Raw genomic sequence first — 13166 nt, 5'->3', positions numbered from 1 at the left:
GTAGGAATCGAAAGGCGCCGTCGATGCGCCACATCGAGCGGAACCCCAACGGGACCGCCTGCAAAGACGCCCGTAAATCTCTTGTACCCCACTCGCGCCCGCTCTTGCAAAAGCTCGCTCGATCGCCCTAGACGATCACCCACGCCCCTTCACACTCCCGGCAAAATCCCTCGCGGGCGAGATCGATCAATATGGATTCGACGAGCTCCCCCTCAACGGGCGGACGTCCGGCAGTGCGCTCGACGTCGTTGAGGGCGGCATGCAGCGAAGCGGTGCTCGCCCGCTCGCCACGCGCCTGGGCATCCAACAACTGGCGCACGATTTCCGCCCGCTTCTGACGGCGTGAGCCTTCAAATCGCGATTGGCGCGTATATGCCTTGGCACGACGCGAGGGGTTGGGAACGGTCTTCTTGAGATACGCACCATAGTCGAGCATGGCATAGTACCAGGTGCGCGGCGTGTCATCGGGATCCTGGGGCATAGCGAAGGGGTCCGCGGACCTCGCGTCGGCAGCCATCAAGGCGCCCGGTTTCTGGCCAGCGAAGCAATCCGCTTCCGCCCCGCACGATGCGGGAGCTGCGGGACATGTCGCCTCCGCCAGCGGCACAAGTTCCCTATCGGGCACGCCCGGCACATCGGGGAACAGGTGGTGTAGAAGAACGGTGCGCACATTCGTCTCCAGGTAGACCCCTGGCAAGTCAAACGCAAAGGATCGGATGCCCTGCGCAGTCGCCGGGCCGATCCCCGGCAAGGCGATGAGCTCCTTCGTACCCGCGGGAAACACCCCATCGTACCCGCGAACGATCTCCTCAGCAGCCGCCTTGAGCGCCAGAGCGCGACGATTGTACCCCATACCCTGCCAAGCCGCGAGAACCTCAGCAGTACCGGCCTCTGCCAGCGCGAAGACGCTCGGGAACGCATCGAGCCATTCCGCCCACCGCGTCTCCACGCGGGCGACCTGCGTCTGCTGAAGCATGACCTCCGAAAGCCAGATCTTATACGGGTCGCGCGTGCGACGCCACGGAAGGTCTCGATACAAACGAACCCCTTCCGTGCGAACCAGCGTGCGGAAGGGGTCCATGTTCATCTTGAGCTCCTTAGAGGATCATGCGGCTACACGCACGAGCACCCCCTGGAGCACCCGGCGTACTCGGGAAAACGCGAGCGATCGGCGAACTTGGGGTCGACCGCGGGATGCTGCCGTCGATTGACGACGTCATCGAGCGTAACGGAGTCCAGATAATTGCGAAGCAGCTCCTGGGCTCCTATCCACAGGGGATGATAGCAGCATTCATCCATGCGAGGGCATATCCCGTCCTCCGCCGTGCAATCGTTCATGACGAGCGGGCCCTGGACCGCCTCGACGATCTGACGAATCGTCACATCTTTGGGGTCGACTTTAAGCCGCATGCCGCCGCGGACACCGCGCAGGCTCTCGATAATCCCCGCCTGCACCAGACCGTGCTGAATGGAGCGGGCAAAAGAATACGGCACATCCACCGTCTCGGCGGCCGTACGCACGGACAGAAGGCTATCCTCGCCTTCCGCCAACATGGAAAGCATGCGCAGGGCATAGTCGGTCTTGCGGGAGATGTCCATCTCTTCTCCTTGCGAGTAAACGAAATCTATTCGAGACGTTATGCGTGGTTGGCAAATAAACTCGTGGTCGAGCATAGTGCGCCATTCGGCACCGATACTGACATTGTACTAATATAGCGTGTTTGATGCATTTGGAGAAAGGTCTGTACTGCCCCTCCTCGCGCAGATTCATCGCTTCACAACTCTACCACAAACGCAAAAAGCCCCGTCTTGCGACGAGGCTTTGATTGCGATGGCGGGAAGTACGGGGCTCGAACCCGCGACCTCCGACGTGACAGGCCGGCGCTCTAACCAAACTGAGCTAACTCCCCAGGCGGCAATTCGCGTGTGCTCCTTGCTGCGGGGATTAGTATACACAGACTTCAACTTCACACGCAAGAACTTTTTTCAAAAAAAGTTATAAGTCGATGATCTCGGCAGATAGCACGCGGCCGTCCTCGACCATAAGCCGTGCGATGGAGGCCTCCCGTCTGCCACGCGGCAGCGATGCCGACCCGGGATTGATCACCAGACACCCATGCACCCGGTCGATGCGCGGCCGATGCGTATGACCGCACACCGCAACGTTCGAGCTCGCCAACGGCAGGTCCTCGGCGTAGTGCGCCACCGAAAACCGAACCCCCTCGTACGTGAACTCGTTCACACGCGGCACATCGGGGCCGTAGTTGTAGTAACCATCGTTGTTGCCCAAAACCGCGCGCAGAACGGGAACGCTCACCTCGAGCTCCGCGTAGTTGCTCTCGGATGTGATATCGCCGGCGTGGATAAGCAAGTCGCATCCCTCGATGGCGCGCAGCAGCTCCGGAGCGAGGTAGCCATGGGTATCGGAGATGATGTCGACACGCCGCTCCATTACAGGTTCAACGCCTTCTTGAGCGGCACCACGCGCCGGCGGCTCACCGGAATGCGCTCGTCAACGCCGTTCACGCCGAGCTGGATGGCGCCCGAGGGCACCGTCTCGACGTCCTCGACATTGGCGAGGTTGACGATGTAGCGACGATGGACGCGGAAGAATCCGAACTCCCCGAGCTTGGACTCGAACTGTGCGAGCGATGTCGTGGACAGATAACGGTCGTCTTCGGTGAAAATGCAGGAGTAGTCGTCCTTCGCCATGATGAAACGGATCTGGTCGACCGGAATGAGCACCTTGCGGCCGCCCTTTTCCACCGGGATGCGCTCGATATTGGTGGGCTTGGCGGAAGTGGGCTCCGCAGTGGCGACGGGCTTGGCACGGGCAATGACCTTCTCGATCGCACGATCGAGGCGGGCCTCCTCCACGGGCTTCATGAGATAGTCGACGGCATCCACATCGAACGCCTCGACGGCATGATCGCTGTACGCGGTCACGAACACGATCGCCAGCGGGTTCTTGAGCTTGTAGAGCGCCTCGGCAAGCTGGAGTCCCGAAGCCCCGGGCATGGAGATGTCAAGGAAGACCACATCGACACGCGCCTCCATGAGCATCTCAATGGCGGAGCGGACGCTCGACGCCTCGATAATGGAGCCGATCTTGCCCGTCTGCTCGAGCAAGAACCGCAGCTCGGAACGAGCGGGTGCCTCATCGTCAACGATCATCGCACGTAGCATACCTATCGATAACCTTTCATACTGTGAGTGAGACCCGGCGAGAAGCGCCGTCCGTACGGTCCGCTCCTATTCTACCCTTCGTCATACATACTACCCTCAAGATCGAGGTGAAGGGAAATCGTGGTGCCCTCCCCCGGAGTCGACTCCACGCTTGTACGCGATTTGGGACCGTAGAAACGCTTGATGCGCTCGGAGATGTTGTGCATGGCCACGCCGGCTCCACCGCCCTGTGGTGCATTGGGGTCCGGCGCCGACAAGGATCGGTCGAACAAGCGCATGGCCGTCTGCTCGTCCATGCCCACACCGTCGTCGGACACGAGAATCGACACGGCACTCTCCCCCGCCCGCTCGACCGCGATGCGGATCGTAAGGGGACCCTCGTCCGGCATGGCATGGCGCACGGCGTTCTCGACCAGCGGCTGGATCACGAATGCGGGGATGAGGACATCCTCGGCGTCCTCGTCCACATCGACTTCGACCAAAACGCGGTCCTCGCCAAATCGCGCCTTCTCAAACTTGAGATACCGCAGCGTTTGAGCGATTTCGCGTTTGACCGCAATCAGCTGACCGGAGTTCTCGAGAGTTGCGCGGTAGAACTGGGAGAACTCGCGGAGCAACTCGCGTGCCCGTAACGGCTCGGTGCGCGTGAGCGACGCGATGGTGTTGAGCGTGTTGAACAGGAAGTGCGGGTTAATCTGGGCTTGGAGGGCGCGAACCTCCGCGCGCGCGGTGAGCTCTGCCTGGCGCTCAAGCTCAGATACGGTAAGCTGCGTGGAGAGCAGCTCGGCAAAGCCAGAGGCGAGGGCGTACTGCGTGCGATTGACGTGCCGTGGCGAACGGTAATAGAACTTGAGGGCTCCCACGGCACGTCCGCGGATCTTGAGCGGTGCGATGATACCCGCGGGGATGCTGCGCCTGCTCCCGCGCTCGACGCGGACGTCCATGTCGCTCGTGAACGACTGCACGATGCCGTGCTCGATGACATAGCGCGTCGTGGGCGTGTGAATCGGGGAGCCCGCAGGGAAGTCATCGGCGAGCTCGCCCACGCACGAAAGCACCTTCTCTCGGTCAGTGACCGCGATGGTCATGGCGCGCGTCTCGGGTAACAGACGGCGGCATATCTCCTCGGCGCTCTCGCGCGTAAGACCGCCCGTAATGTCCTCAAGCATGCCCGAAGCAACGGCGAGCGTTTGCTCCGTGTACTGCGAGCGCAGGGTATCGGGGCTAAAGAACACATAGATGAACGCAAGCGTAAAGCACACGAGCAGGACGAGCGCGGCAACGGTGGTGACCGTCTCCACACCGTTGAGGATTGCATAACCAAAGAACCCGACCATGCTGAACACCACGAGGGCGGCGAGCAGCCTGAGCGCCTCGTTCGCGTCGAGCATTCCCGCTCGATAGCTGCCCTGGGTCATTCCCTCAAGGCTCTGTGGGCACCGGGAGCCCTCGTGCTCCGGCGATGTATTCTCGGTCATCAACGCTCCAAAAGGGCGACCAGGCGCTCGTCACCCGCGAGCCCGCCCATAATACTCGGCCAAAAACTGACGAATCTGAGGTAATCGGTCTCATGGGCAGCCGCGTATTCGCGCGCATCCTCAATCCCACGGCGATAGATATGCCAATAGCCCCGGTGCTCGCAGGTGAAAATAGAACGGATGAGCGCGGTTTTGCGCACGCGTTCATCTAGACCTCCCGAAATCCACGGACCGGGATACGGCATGAGCGAGGCGGCGGTCACCGAGTTGATATCGGGACGGCGCGAGGCGCTCGCGAGCTTGGCGCGCTCGTAATACCAGCGATAAACGTTTTGCATGAAGCGCGGGGATTCTTCCACCTGGCTCGGCGGCAAGTGCTTGACCACCCAAGCATTGTCGAACCACACATCCATTCCCAGCAAGCGCATGTTGAACAGATAGTCCAAATCCTCGCCGCGCGTGATATAGGGATCGAACGCCACGCGTTTGAACGCACGCGCGTGGATGGCAAAGCAACCGCCGCAGACGTAGTTGGAGCGCGAGATGCGCGTCCCCGCAAGGGCGCGCTCCATCCAGCGGTTGAACTCGATACGCTTGGTCCACCACCGATAGGTGATTCCGTTTTTCTTGCCGGTGTCGGCCAGGGGAGAGCCAGCCTTGTTGTAAAAATAGCCGCTCTTGGCCAGGATGGGCAGACGCTGACGCGTCTCGTGCCCCAACCCGTACAGGGCCTTGTCCATAAAGTCGGGCGCCAGAACCACTTCGTCGTCGTCCAAGAACACCACCACGTCGTGGCCGAGAATGGCCGCGCAGGCAAGACCCATGTTGCGTATGGCACCGTACCCTCGCAGCGAGACAGTCTCTCCGCGCACATTGGGGGCTATCCGGCTCACTCGATCCATGATGAACGATGCCTCGCGATTGGTGACGAGGGTCACGTCGACCGTAGGGTGCTCATCGATGATGTCCCGTACGCGATGCGCGATGCGCTCGGTCTCCTGCTGAGGACATACCAGCAGCACGATGACGCGCGGAAGATGACGGACCTGCTCGAGAGAAGCCAAGCAGCGATCAAGTTCGGGGCGGGAGGCCGACAGGTCCGACGAATGGTCGTACGCCCCCGGCGACTTGAGCTCGGCGGGTCCGCCTGCCCAGTAACTCGGAATGACGATTGTCGGATTCATGCAGCCCCCTCCCCGGAAACTCACGGGAGGACATCTGCGCACCGCGCAGTTGGTGAGGGAACGCGACGCCTCTTCCGCATCTATTACCTAGTTGTACCCACCTGAGCAAGTTCGCGCTTGATGAACGGTGTTTTTGCCAGAGAGCGCGAGAGCGGGTACCCCAACACGTACATGATAACCGCTTCGCCCAAGCCGGTGGTCACCAACCCGAAGGCATACATGAACGGATAGGCGCCATCAAGCGAGATGGACGTGAACGGAATAGTATAGAAGCCGATTCCCTGCAGGAGCAACGGCAGGTACGCGGGGACTATCAGCGCATTCGCGAGCACGGGGCCGACAAGCGCAATGAGCGGGCGCTCACGCATTTTCCAGGTGAACAGCGCACCGGCGAACGTGGCAAGTGAGCCGAACACCACATCGAGCATGCCGAGCATGCCAGTCCCCGAGAGCGCGATGTTGGCAACGTTGGCGATGATGCAGCCCAGGGTGAGCCCGGGAACCGCCGCGGGGGTAAAAAGCGCCAACACGCACAGCGCCTCACTCACGCGGAACTGCACGGGACCCCATGCGAGGCTCCCCAAGAACATCATGGTGATCAGCGTGCACGCTGCATACGCGGCGGCGATCATCCCCACGCGCGCAATATGATGCGGATCGCGCGACCATCCCGCGCCCGCGACCTTTTCCCGTGCGGAGGCCGCCGTTTTAGAAACCTGTTGTTTTGTGCCCATGTTCTCCACCTTCTACAAAATCGGAGGGCTTTACTGACGCCAGCAAAACCCTCCGTAAGGTGGTACGTGTTCGCCCGGGCGGCCGGTGCGTGAGATGCGTGCCGCGGGATACAGGCCGGACGTCTTATGCGCGCGCCGCCTGCATTCGGGAGAGCTTTACTAGCATGACCAAGCCCACAACCAGCAAGATCCCGATGGAAAGCACTCCTAAAGAAGGATCATGCGTGAGCGAGGTCACGACAGATACTAGCAGAGTTCCCATAACAGAAGCGTACCGACCAAAGATATCAAAGAAGCCGTAATACTCGTTGGAACGCTCCTTGGGGATGATCTTTCCAAAATAGCTGCGCGAGAGTGCCTGGACGCCGCCCTGGAACATGCCGACCAAGATGGCGAGGATCCAAAATTCCACGGCCGTCTTGAGGAAGAACGCGGCGAACAACACGATGCCCACGTAAGCGGCGACCGCGACGATGATCATCTGCAACGTGCCCACACGTCCGGCGAGCTTGCCGTAGATGATGGCGGATGGAAATGCCACGAATTGCGTGACGAGCAGCGCGAGCACGAGCTGGGTGGAATCGATGCCGAGCGCAGCTCCGTAACTGGTGGCCATGGAGATGACCGTATGAACGCCGTCGATGTAGAAGAAGAACGCGACCATGAAGACGAGCAGCACGCGATCGTGCGCAATGCGGCGCATGGTGGTGAGCAGGCCCTTGAAGGTGAGGGCGATATTGTGTAGAACGCCCGCCGCGCCGCCCTCGCGCTCCTTGCCAAAACGCTGCTTATATGTACGCAGCAGCGGAATGGTGAAGGCAAGCCACCACGCACCCGTGATGAGGAACGTCAAACGCGTGCAGGTGAGGGTATCGAGGCCCAAGATGCTCGGCCCGCCAAAGATGAGGGCAATGCATAGGATAAACGGGACGGTGGAGCCCACATAGCCCCACGCATAGCCGGAACTCGAGACGGAGTCCATGCGCTCATCGGTGGTAACGTCGGTGAGCATGGCGTCGTAGAACGTCATGGATGAGTTGAGGCCGATGGTGCACAGCACGTACACCACCAGGAACACCGCCGCGCTCATGGGGATGGCCTGGGCGAGGCACAACACCAAACCCGTAAGGAAAAAGCCCGTGAAGAACTTGATCTTGTTGCCCGCGTAGTCGGCAAGGGAGCCGAGAATGGGCATAAGCAGCGCAACCACAAGCGAGGCGATGGTCTGCGCATTCGCCCAAGCAGTCACCAACTCGGCTGGATGCGCGCCCGTGTTGATGGCGTTGAAGTAGATGGGCACGACCGAGGTGTTCAGCAACACAAGGGCCGAATTGCCCACGTCATACATGACCCAGTTGCGCTCGAGCTTGGTGTATTTGAGTGCCATGGCGGTAACTCCCCGTTTCCCCCGCCACGATTGCGCGCGGGGTCTCAACACATAGATAAGTGCATGATACGGCAGCACGCGTGTCGCTCAGGTCAGGATTCCGCCAAGTGCCGGTAAAGAGCTCGTAGCGGTCCAGACCAGCAAACTGGGTACGGCGACTACACATATCGGAATTTTGCAGGTTTTGACCGTTAATATTTTCGTATTTTGCAGATCGCCCAGCTAGATACTGCAATTTTCAGAGCATAGAGGCCGTTGCGAAACCCTGCTGAACACTCGCTCCATGAACGCCAGGACGCCGGCGGCGAAGTAGTTGGGCTCGTAGGCTTCGGGGGTCGACTTGTTGTTCTTAATCACGACGTTGACCTTTGCGAGTTTGGAGACGGGGGTGTCGTGGCTCGCCGTTATGGCGATGATGTCGAACCCGCCGCTCGCCGCCTTGAGGCAGGTTGGCAGCAGGGACATGCCGCTTTCGTTGACCACGATGAGGACGCCCGCGGCAGCAGGCTGCGTCGCAATGTCAGGACCAACAATCCCGGTGCCACCCTTCAGCACGCGCATTGACGGTGCTGCCGCAGCATCATCCTTATCCAGAAACCTCTTAGACATCTTTTCCGGATACGGTGATAGCGCCTCAACCACACCGGGTCCATACGGCATTGCGTGAAAACCCACTTCACACATCCGTAACAGGCCTATCTGGATGAATACTTCCGCATCGCCAATCGCGTCAATCAATACGGGACGATCCCGATTGACGGATAGGACCGATGCCACAAGCTGAACACTATCGGAAAGTGCATCCTCACGTTGAAACGAGGAGAAGTACCTAACGAGTTGCGTAGTGAAATCAATCCAGCCATGATAGCCAAGCGTATCAGCGACGTGTGCGACGCTCGAACGCGGCACGCCAGTCATGCGCGCAACAGCGGCGATGGTCGGTCGCTCTCCCCTCTTGGCAAAGTCCCGCACGGCCGCATACACGATCCGCTCGTTATCCTGCAGCATTACAGCCCCTTTGAAATGCGCGCGAGAGCCATCTCGAACACCATAAGAACGCGCGTCATGTATAGATCCCCGCCCGCATCATCCCGACTATCAATCGCGATGCAAAGATCAGCCTGCACTCGTGTCGACTTTTCCGGGTCGTCGGAAAACGCCACGATTGAGAATCCCGCATCGCGCGCGGCGCGCAGCATCCCCTCGCCGTACCCGGAGGTCTGGCCCCAATTCGCTCGCCCCGGCAGCTCTCGGTGGAAGAAGAATATCGCCGTCCCCGGGTCGAGGGCATGGTGCTCGACCATGAGGTAGTCATAGGACGCACTCGCGAAGATCCCGAACATGGCGAGCTTGCGGCACATGTACGACGAGAGCGGCGCCCCGATGCGATGGTCGCCGGAGAACAGGATGCTGTGCTTGTCCCGGCAGGACCAGAGCAGGCGGGAGAGCCGGTCGACCTGGTCATCTACATCACCTGAGACGGGTCTGCGGGGAAGAAGGCCGCCTGCGCTCTGGGCGTTCAGGCGGATGTTGTACGTCAGATCGCCGAATCCGCCGTATCCCAGCTTTTGAACCGCCTTGACCACGGTGCTCTTCGCAACATGACACTCCTCGGCGAGCTCGGTGAGGGAAATCTCCTCGTTGCAGGAGATATGCTGCGTGAGCAATTGGATGATGTCACGCTCAAGCGGCGTCAACCCGACCATGTGCCCTGCCCCTTCGACTGCGGTGTGCCCCCGGCGCCCCGAATTACCCATATGACTATGCGGTAAGTGCGGCACCCACGAAGAACTGTACCGTAAAGAGCGCGAGGGAGAGGACGGCGCCGGAAAGCGGCGCTGCCCTGAACACAGGCGCGGACTTGCGGATCTTGAAGAACAGCCACAGGACGATGCCCGCGAGAGGGTACCAGATGCCTGCCGCGATCTCCAGGGCGATCCCCACCTTGCGCCTGGGCGCCAGACATTCGTATTGGTTCCAAAGGTCGCGCACCTTGTTCATTGCAGATTCCCCTCTTTGGGACGGCGCCCACCGGACAAAAAGGCGCGAGGCCGCCCCCATCGACTCCGTGCCGTGTCGAGGGGAACGCGACCCCGCGCCCTCATGAGCTAGTTCAGCTCGGGCCAGTAACCCTTGTTGGCCTCGATGTAGTCGTCGAGAAGGGCTCGGGCGCGATCGGTGTCGCCCACCAGGCGGTTGAGGGTCAACGCGTCGAGGGCCTTGCGGTAGCTGCCCTCCAGACACGCGTCCACCGTGAGCTTCTCGTAGGCGAACTGGTTCTCGAGCAAGCCCTTCTGAAAGGTCGGGATCTCGCCGACGTTAAGGGGCTCCACGCCGTTCGCGCCGATCATGCAGGGAACCTCGACCATGGCACTCTCGGAGAAGTTGGGGATGATGCCCGTGTTCTCGGTCATGCACAGGAACACGTCATGCGTGTTGTGCGAGATGGCGTAGGCCAGGTCGGCGATGTAGGAGGCGTGGTCGTCGTCCTTGAGGCTCTCGATGGTGAAGGCGTGCTTGGTGCCCTCGAGCTTGCCGTTGGCGATGACCTCCTCGACCATCTCGAAGATCTGCTTCTCGTGGCCCTCCATGCACTCGTCGGCACGGGTGTGGTTGGGGTCCTCGTGGGCGAGCATGTGATCGCGGTACAGGTAGTACTGCAGGTAGGTGTTGGGCATCATGCCGTCGGAGCACTCGCGGACCATCTTGCGCATGAAGTGGAAGGTGGCGGACCAACTGGGATCGATGTCGGAGAAGGCGTCCTCGGGCAGGTCCTCGGAGAAGATCTCGCGCAGGCGAGGCAGGTAATCCTCGCCAGTCTTCTTGTCGAGGATCGCGGTGAACCAGCCGTAGTGGTTAAGACCGAAGTAGCGGGCCTCGATGGAGTTGCGGGGGACGCCGAGCTCATCCGCGTACTGGTTCATGATGCCGACCGGCATGTCACAGATGTTGATGATGCGCTTGTCTCCGGGGAAGACTCGCTTGGTGGCCTCGGCGACGATCGCGGCGGGGTTGGAGTAGTTGAGGACCCAGGCCTCGGGCGAGTACTTGCGGATGTCCTTGATGATGTCGCAGACGGCGGGGATGGAGCGCATGCCGTAGGCGAAGCCGCCGGCTCCGCAGGTCTCCTGGCCGATGCAACCATGCTTGAGGGCGATGTGCTCATCGGAGGCGCGCATCTTCAGGCGGCCGGCGCGGATCTGCATGAAGGCGAAATCGATGCCGGTGAAGGCGGTCTCGGGATCGGTGGTGTCCACGACCTCGCACTCGGGATAGTACTCGCTCATCAAGATACGGCCGTACTCGCCGATCTTGGCGTTGCGCTCGTACTCGTTATCGTACAGGACGACCTTGGACAGCGGAAAGCGATCCTTCTCGGCGACCAGCATCTTGAGGATGCCGGGGGTGTAACGGGAACCGCCGCCGACGATGGTGACGACAAACTGCTCTTTGCTCATGGTCTTTCTTCTCCTTGTAAGTTCTGACCTATGCCTTGGGACGGGGCGCGATGGCACGCGCCCTTGTATCACGCGTCCGTTCAGATTCGGGCGCGCGTCCCATGATTACCGTGGGTGGAGCGCCGGGTGCGGGCGCAGAGGGCTGCGCACCCGGCCGGAAACTCGGCGATTGGGACTACTCGTCCTTGATGCCGAGGGCGGCCTTCACGGCCTCAGTCACGTCCTGGACCTTCAGACCGATGACGATCTGGATGTTGTTCGGACCGCCGTGGACGATGCCGGAGTTCTTGTACTCGTTGATCTTGTCCTCGTCGACGAGGGACATGTCCTCCACGTCGACGCGCAGACGGGTGAAGCAATTCATGACGCTCTTGATGTTCGCCGCACCGCCGAGGCCATCGATGATGACCTGAACGCTCTCAGGGGAGATACCTGAGGCGAGGGCTGCGCTGGAAGAGCCATCGGCCTCGTCGAGAAGCTCGTCATCGTCCTCGCGACCCGGGGTAACCAGATTGAGCTTGAGGATGAGGAAACGGAAGACGAGGAACCAGGCGACGATCGCCACGGCACCGACGGGAATCACCATGAACCACTGAGACAGCTCGGCGGGAAGGGCGATGAGACCGGGAACGGTCTCGATGAAGCCCGTGAGAAGCGCGCGGAAGCCCGAGGCGAACAGGATGCACTGGAACAGGCCGTCGAGGGCGGCGTTGACCACGAACAGGATCGGAGACGCCCAGAGGTACATGAACTCGAAGGGCTCGGTGATGCCCGCGAGGATGGCGACGAGCGCCGCGGGAACGAGCATGGCACGCACCTGGGCACGATGCTGGGGCTTGGCAACCGAGATGAAGGCGAGGACCGTACCGACGGTGCCGAACCACTTGCCGAAACCGAGGAGGCTGAAGCGGATGGACGGGTCCATAGCGGTAATTGCGGAGGCGTTGCCGAGCTCGGCCATGAAGATGTTGTAGGAGCCCGCGTAGGCCTCACCGGCTATCTGCGCGGTGCCGCCCACGGCGGAGTACATGAAGGGCATCCACAGCAGGTGATGCATGCCGGTGGGAATCAGGAGCTTGTTCAGGAAGCCGTAGACGAACTGGCCGGCGTATCCGGTACCGTACATGAAATCCTGCAGGCCGTTGATCCAGCCGTTGACAACCGGCCACACGTAGCACATCACGACGCCGAGGACGCCGGCGATGAAGATAGCGATGAGGAAGACGAACTTGGTGCCACCGTAGGTGCTGAAGACTTCCGGGAACTTGGTGTCGCAGAACTTGTTGAACACCCAGCCGTTGAGGCAGCCGAGGATGATGCCGATGAAGACGCCCATGTCGACGACCTGGATACCCAGGACGACGCCCTGACCGGTGCCATACAGGCCGCCGGCGGGATCGATGAGCATGTTGTTGTTGGTGAGCCAGGCGTTGTTAGCATACAGGAAGACCAAGAAGGTCGAGGCGGCGATGACCGCCGCGTCGCCGGCGCGTTTCTTGGCGAGAGCGCAGGTGAGGCCGATGCAGAAGATCAGGCCGAGGTTGCCGACCACGCCGGAGTTGACACAGGTGTAGATGAGCTGGCCGAGCATAACCACAGGCGCGGGCATGCCCTCCATCTTGAGGATAACGCTCACCGCCAGCAAGATACCGGCGACCGCGAGGAACATGACGGGCTTGATGATGGCGCCGGAGAAGCGCTTCATCGCACCTTGAATGTCGAGGTTCATCCCATTCCCT

At 60.9% G+C, this 13166-nt stretch carries 13 protein-coding genes and 1 tRNA gene; all 14 read right to left on the bottom strand.

Features of this window, described 5'->3' with window-relative positions; genetic code table 11:
• Positions 1 to 127 precede the first annotated feature (127 nt).
• A complete protein-coding gene (locus Q5Q88_RS06400) occupies positions 128 to 1087 on the bottom strand; it encodes an adenine glycosylase (protein ID WP_302742369.1) in 960 nt (319 codons plus the stop codon).
• A gap of 26 nt (positions 1088 to 1113) precedes the next feature.
• Positions 1114 to 1599 carry an Rrf2 family transcriptional regulator gene (locus tag Q5Q88_RS06395; RefSeq protein WP_118652375.1) on the bottom strand — a complete coding sequence of 162 codons (486 nt, stop codon included), beginning with the start codon at positions 1597 to 1599 and terminating at the stop codon, positions 1114 to 1116.
• Between the two features lie 233 nt (positions 1600 to 1832).
• Positions 1833 to 1910 (bottom strand) — tRNA-Asp (locus Q5Q88_RS06390).
• An 86-nt stretch (positions 1911 to 1996) separates the two neighbouring features.
• Positions 1997 to 2452 (bottom strand): YfcE family phosphodiesterase, encoded by a 456-nt coding sequence (locus Q5Q88_RS06385; RefSeq protein ID WP_118652373.1) that lies wholly within the window; start codon positions 2450 to 2452, stop codon positions 1997 to 1999.
• Positions 2452 to 3186 (bottom strand): LytTR family DNA-binding domain-containing protein, encoded by a 735-nt coding sequence (locus tag Q5Q88_RS06380; RefSeq protein ID WP_302742365.1) that lies wholly within the window; start codon positions 3184 to 3186, stop codon positions 2452 to 2454. The genes Q5Q88_RS06385 and Q5Q88_RS06380 overlap by 1 nt, the downstream gene beginning before the upstream one ends.
• 71 nt (positions 3187 to 3257) lie before the next feature.
• Positions 3258 to 4664 (bottom strand): sensor histidine kinase, encoded by a 1407-nt coding sequence (locus Q5Q88_RS06375; protein WP_302742363.1) that lies wholly within the window; start codon positions 4662 to 4664, stop codon positions 3258 to 3260.
• Positions 4664 to 5848, bottom strand: coding sequence for a glycosyltransferase (locus Q5Q88_RS06370; protein WP_118652369.1), 1185 nt, complete (start codon positions 5846 to 5848; stop codon positions 4664 to 4666). The genes Q5Q88_RS06375 and Q5Q88_RS06370 overlap by 1 nt, the downstream gene beginning before the upstream one ends.
• An 83-nt stretch (positions 5849 to 5931) precedes the next feature.
• On the bottom strand, positions 5932 to 6582 hold the full coding sequence (locus tag Q5Q88_RS06365; RefSeq protein ID WP_255413654.1) for a QueT transporter family protein: 651 nt from the start codon (positions 6580 to 6582) through the stop codon (positions 5932 to 5934).
• 124 nt (positions 6583 to 6706) lie between these two features.
• The gene (locus Q5Q88_RS06360; protein ID WP_118652367.1) at positions 6707 to 7969 is read right to left on the bottom strand and encodes an MFS transporter; all 1263 of its coding nucleotides are present in this window, start codon (positions 7967 to 7969) and stop codon (positions 6707 to 6709) included.
• Positions 7970 to 8191: 222 nt separating this feature from the next.
• The gene (locus Q5Q88_RS06355) at positions 8192 to 8977 is read right to left on the bottom strand and encodes a helix-turn-helix domain-containing protein (protein WP_118652365.1); all 786 of its coding nucleotides are present in this window, start codon (positions 8975 to 8977) and stop codon (positions 8192 to 8194) included.
• Positions 8977 to 9675, bottom strand: coding sequence for a MurR/RpiR family transcriptional regulator (locus Q5Q88_RS06350; protein ID WP_294159974.1), 699 nt, complete (start codon positions 9673 to 9675; stop codon positions 8977 to 8979). Before Q5Q88_RS06350 ends, Q5Q88_RS06355 begins: the two co-directional genes overlap by 1 nt.
• A gap of 55 nt (positions 9676 to 9730) precedes the next feature.
• Positions 9731 to 9970, bottom strand: a complete 240-nt coding sequence (locus tag Q5Q88_RS06345) for a hypothetical protein (protein WP_118652361.1) — start codon at positions 9968 to 9970, stop codon at positions 9731 to 9733.
• Positions 9971 to 10077: 107 nt separating this feature from the next.
• Positions 10078 to 11427 carry a 6-phospho-alpha-glucosidase gene (locus tag Q5Q88_RS06340; RefSeq protein ID WP_294121634.1) on the bottom strand — a complete coding sequence of 450 codons (1350 nt, stop codon included), beginning with the start codon at positions 11425 to 11427 and terminating at the stop codon, positions 10078 to 10080.
• A 175-nt stretch (positions 11428 to 11602) separates the two neighbouring features.
• On the bottom strand, positions 11603 to 13156 hold the full coding sequence (locus tag Q5Q88_RS06335; RefSeq protein ID WP_302742356.1) for a PTS transporter subunit EIIC: 1554 nt from the start codon (positions 13154 to 13156) through the stop codon (positions 11603 to 11605).
• Positions 13157 to 13166 lie beyond the last annotated feature (10 nt).

This window comes from uncultured Collinsella sp. (assembly GCF_959026545.1).
Classification (GTDB): domain Bacteria; phylum Actinomycetota; class Coriobacteriia; order Coriobacteriales; family Coriobacteriaceae; genus Collinsella.
Note: the sequence above shows the minus strand (reverse complement) of the source record. Positions and strands in the feature narration are given on the sequence as shown.

Bases quoted from the DNA above. Each gene is read 5' to 3' on its own strand.
- Q5Q88_RS06400 (WP_302742369.1), bottom strand. From the start codon at position 1,087: ATGAACATGGACCCCTTCCGCACGCTGGTTCGCACGGAAGGGGTTCGT.
- Q5Q88_RS06395 (WP_118652375.1), bottom strand. From the start codon at position 1,599: ATGGACATCTCCCGCAAGACCGACTATGCCCTGCGCATGCTTTCCATG.
- Q5Q88_RS06385 (WP_118652373.1), bottom strand. From the start codon at position 2,452: ATGGAGCGGCGTGTCGACATCATCTCCGATACCCATGGCTACCTCGCT.
- Q5Q88_RS06380 (WP_302742365.1), bottom strand. From the start codon at position 3,186: ATGCTACGTGCGATGATCGTTGACGATGAGGCACCCGCTCGTTCCGAG.
- Q5Q88_RS06375 (WP_302742363.1), bottom strand. From the start codon at position 4,664: ATGACCGAGAATACATCGCCGGAGCACGAGGGCTCCCGGTGCCCACAG.
- Q5Q88_RS06370 (WP_118652369.1), bottom strand. From the start codon at position 5,848: ATGAATCCGACAATCGTCATTCCGAGTTACTGGGCAGGCGGACCCGCC.
- Q5Q88_RS06365 (WP_255413654.1), bottom strand. From the start codon at position 6,582: ATGGGCACAAAACAACAGGTTTCTAAAACGGCGGCCTCCGCACGGGAA.
- Q5Q88_RS06360 (WP_118652367.1), bottom strand. From the start codon at position 7,969: ATGGCACTCAAATACACCAAGCTCGAGCGCAACTGGGTCATGTATGAC.
- Q5Q88_RS06355 (WP_118652365.1), bottom strand. From the start codon at position 8,977: ATGCTGCAGGATAACGAGCGGATCGTGTATGCGGCCGTGCGGGACTTT.
- Q5Q88_RS06350 (WP_294159974.1), bottom strand. From the start codon at position 9,675: ATGGTCGGGTTGACGCCGCTTGAGCGTGACATCATCCAATTGCTCACG.
- Q5Q88_RS06345 (WP_118652361.1), bottom strand. From the start codon at position 9,970: ATGAACAAGGTGCGCGACCTTTGGAACCAATACGAATGTCTGGCGCCC.
- Q5Q88_RS06340 (WP_294121634.1), bottom strand. From the start codon at position 11,427: ATGAGCAAAGAGCAGTTTGTCGTCACCATCGTCGGCGGCGGTTCCCGT.
- Q5Q88_RS06335 (WP_302742356.1), bottom strand. From the start codon at position 13,156: ATGAACCTCGACATTCAAGGTGCGATGAAGCGCTTCTCCGGCGCCATC.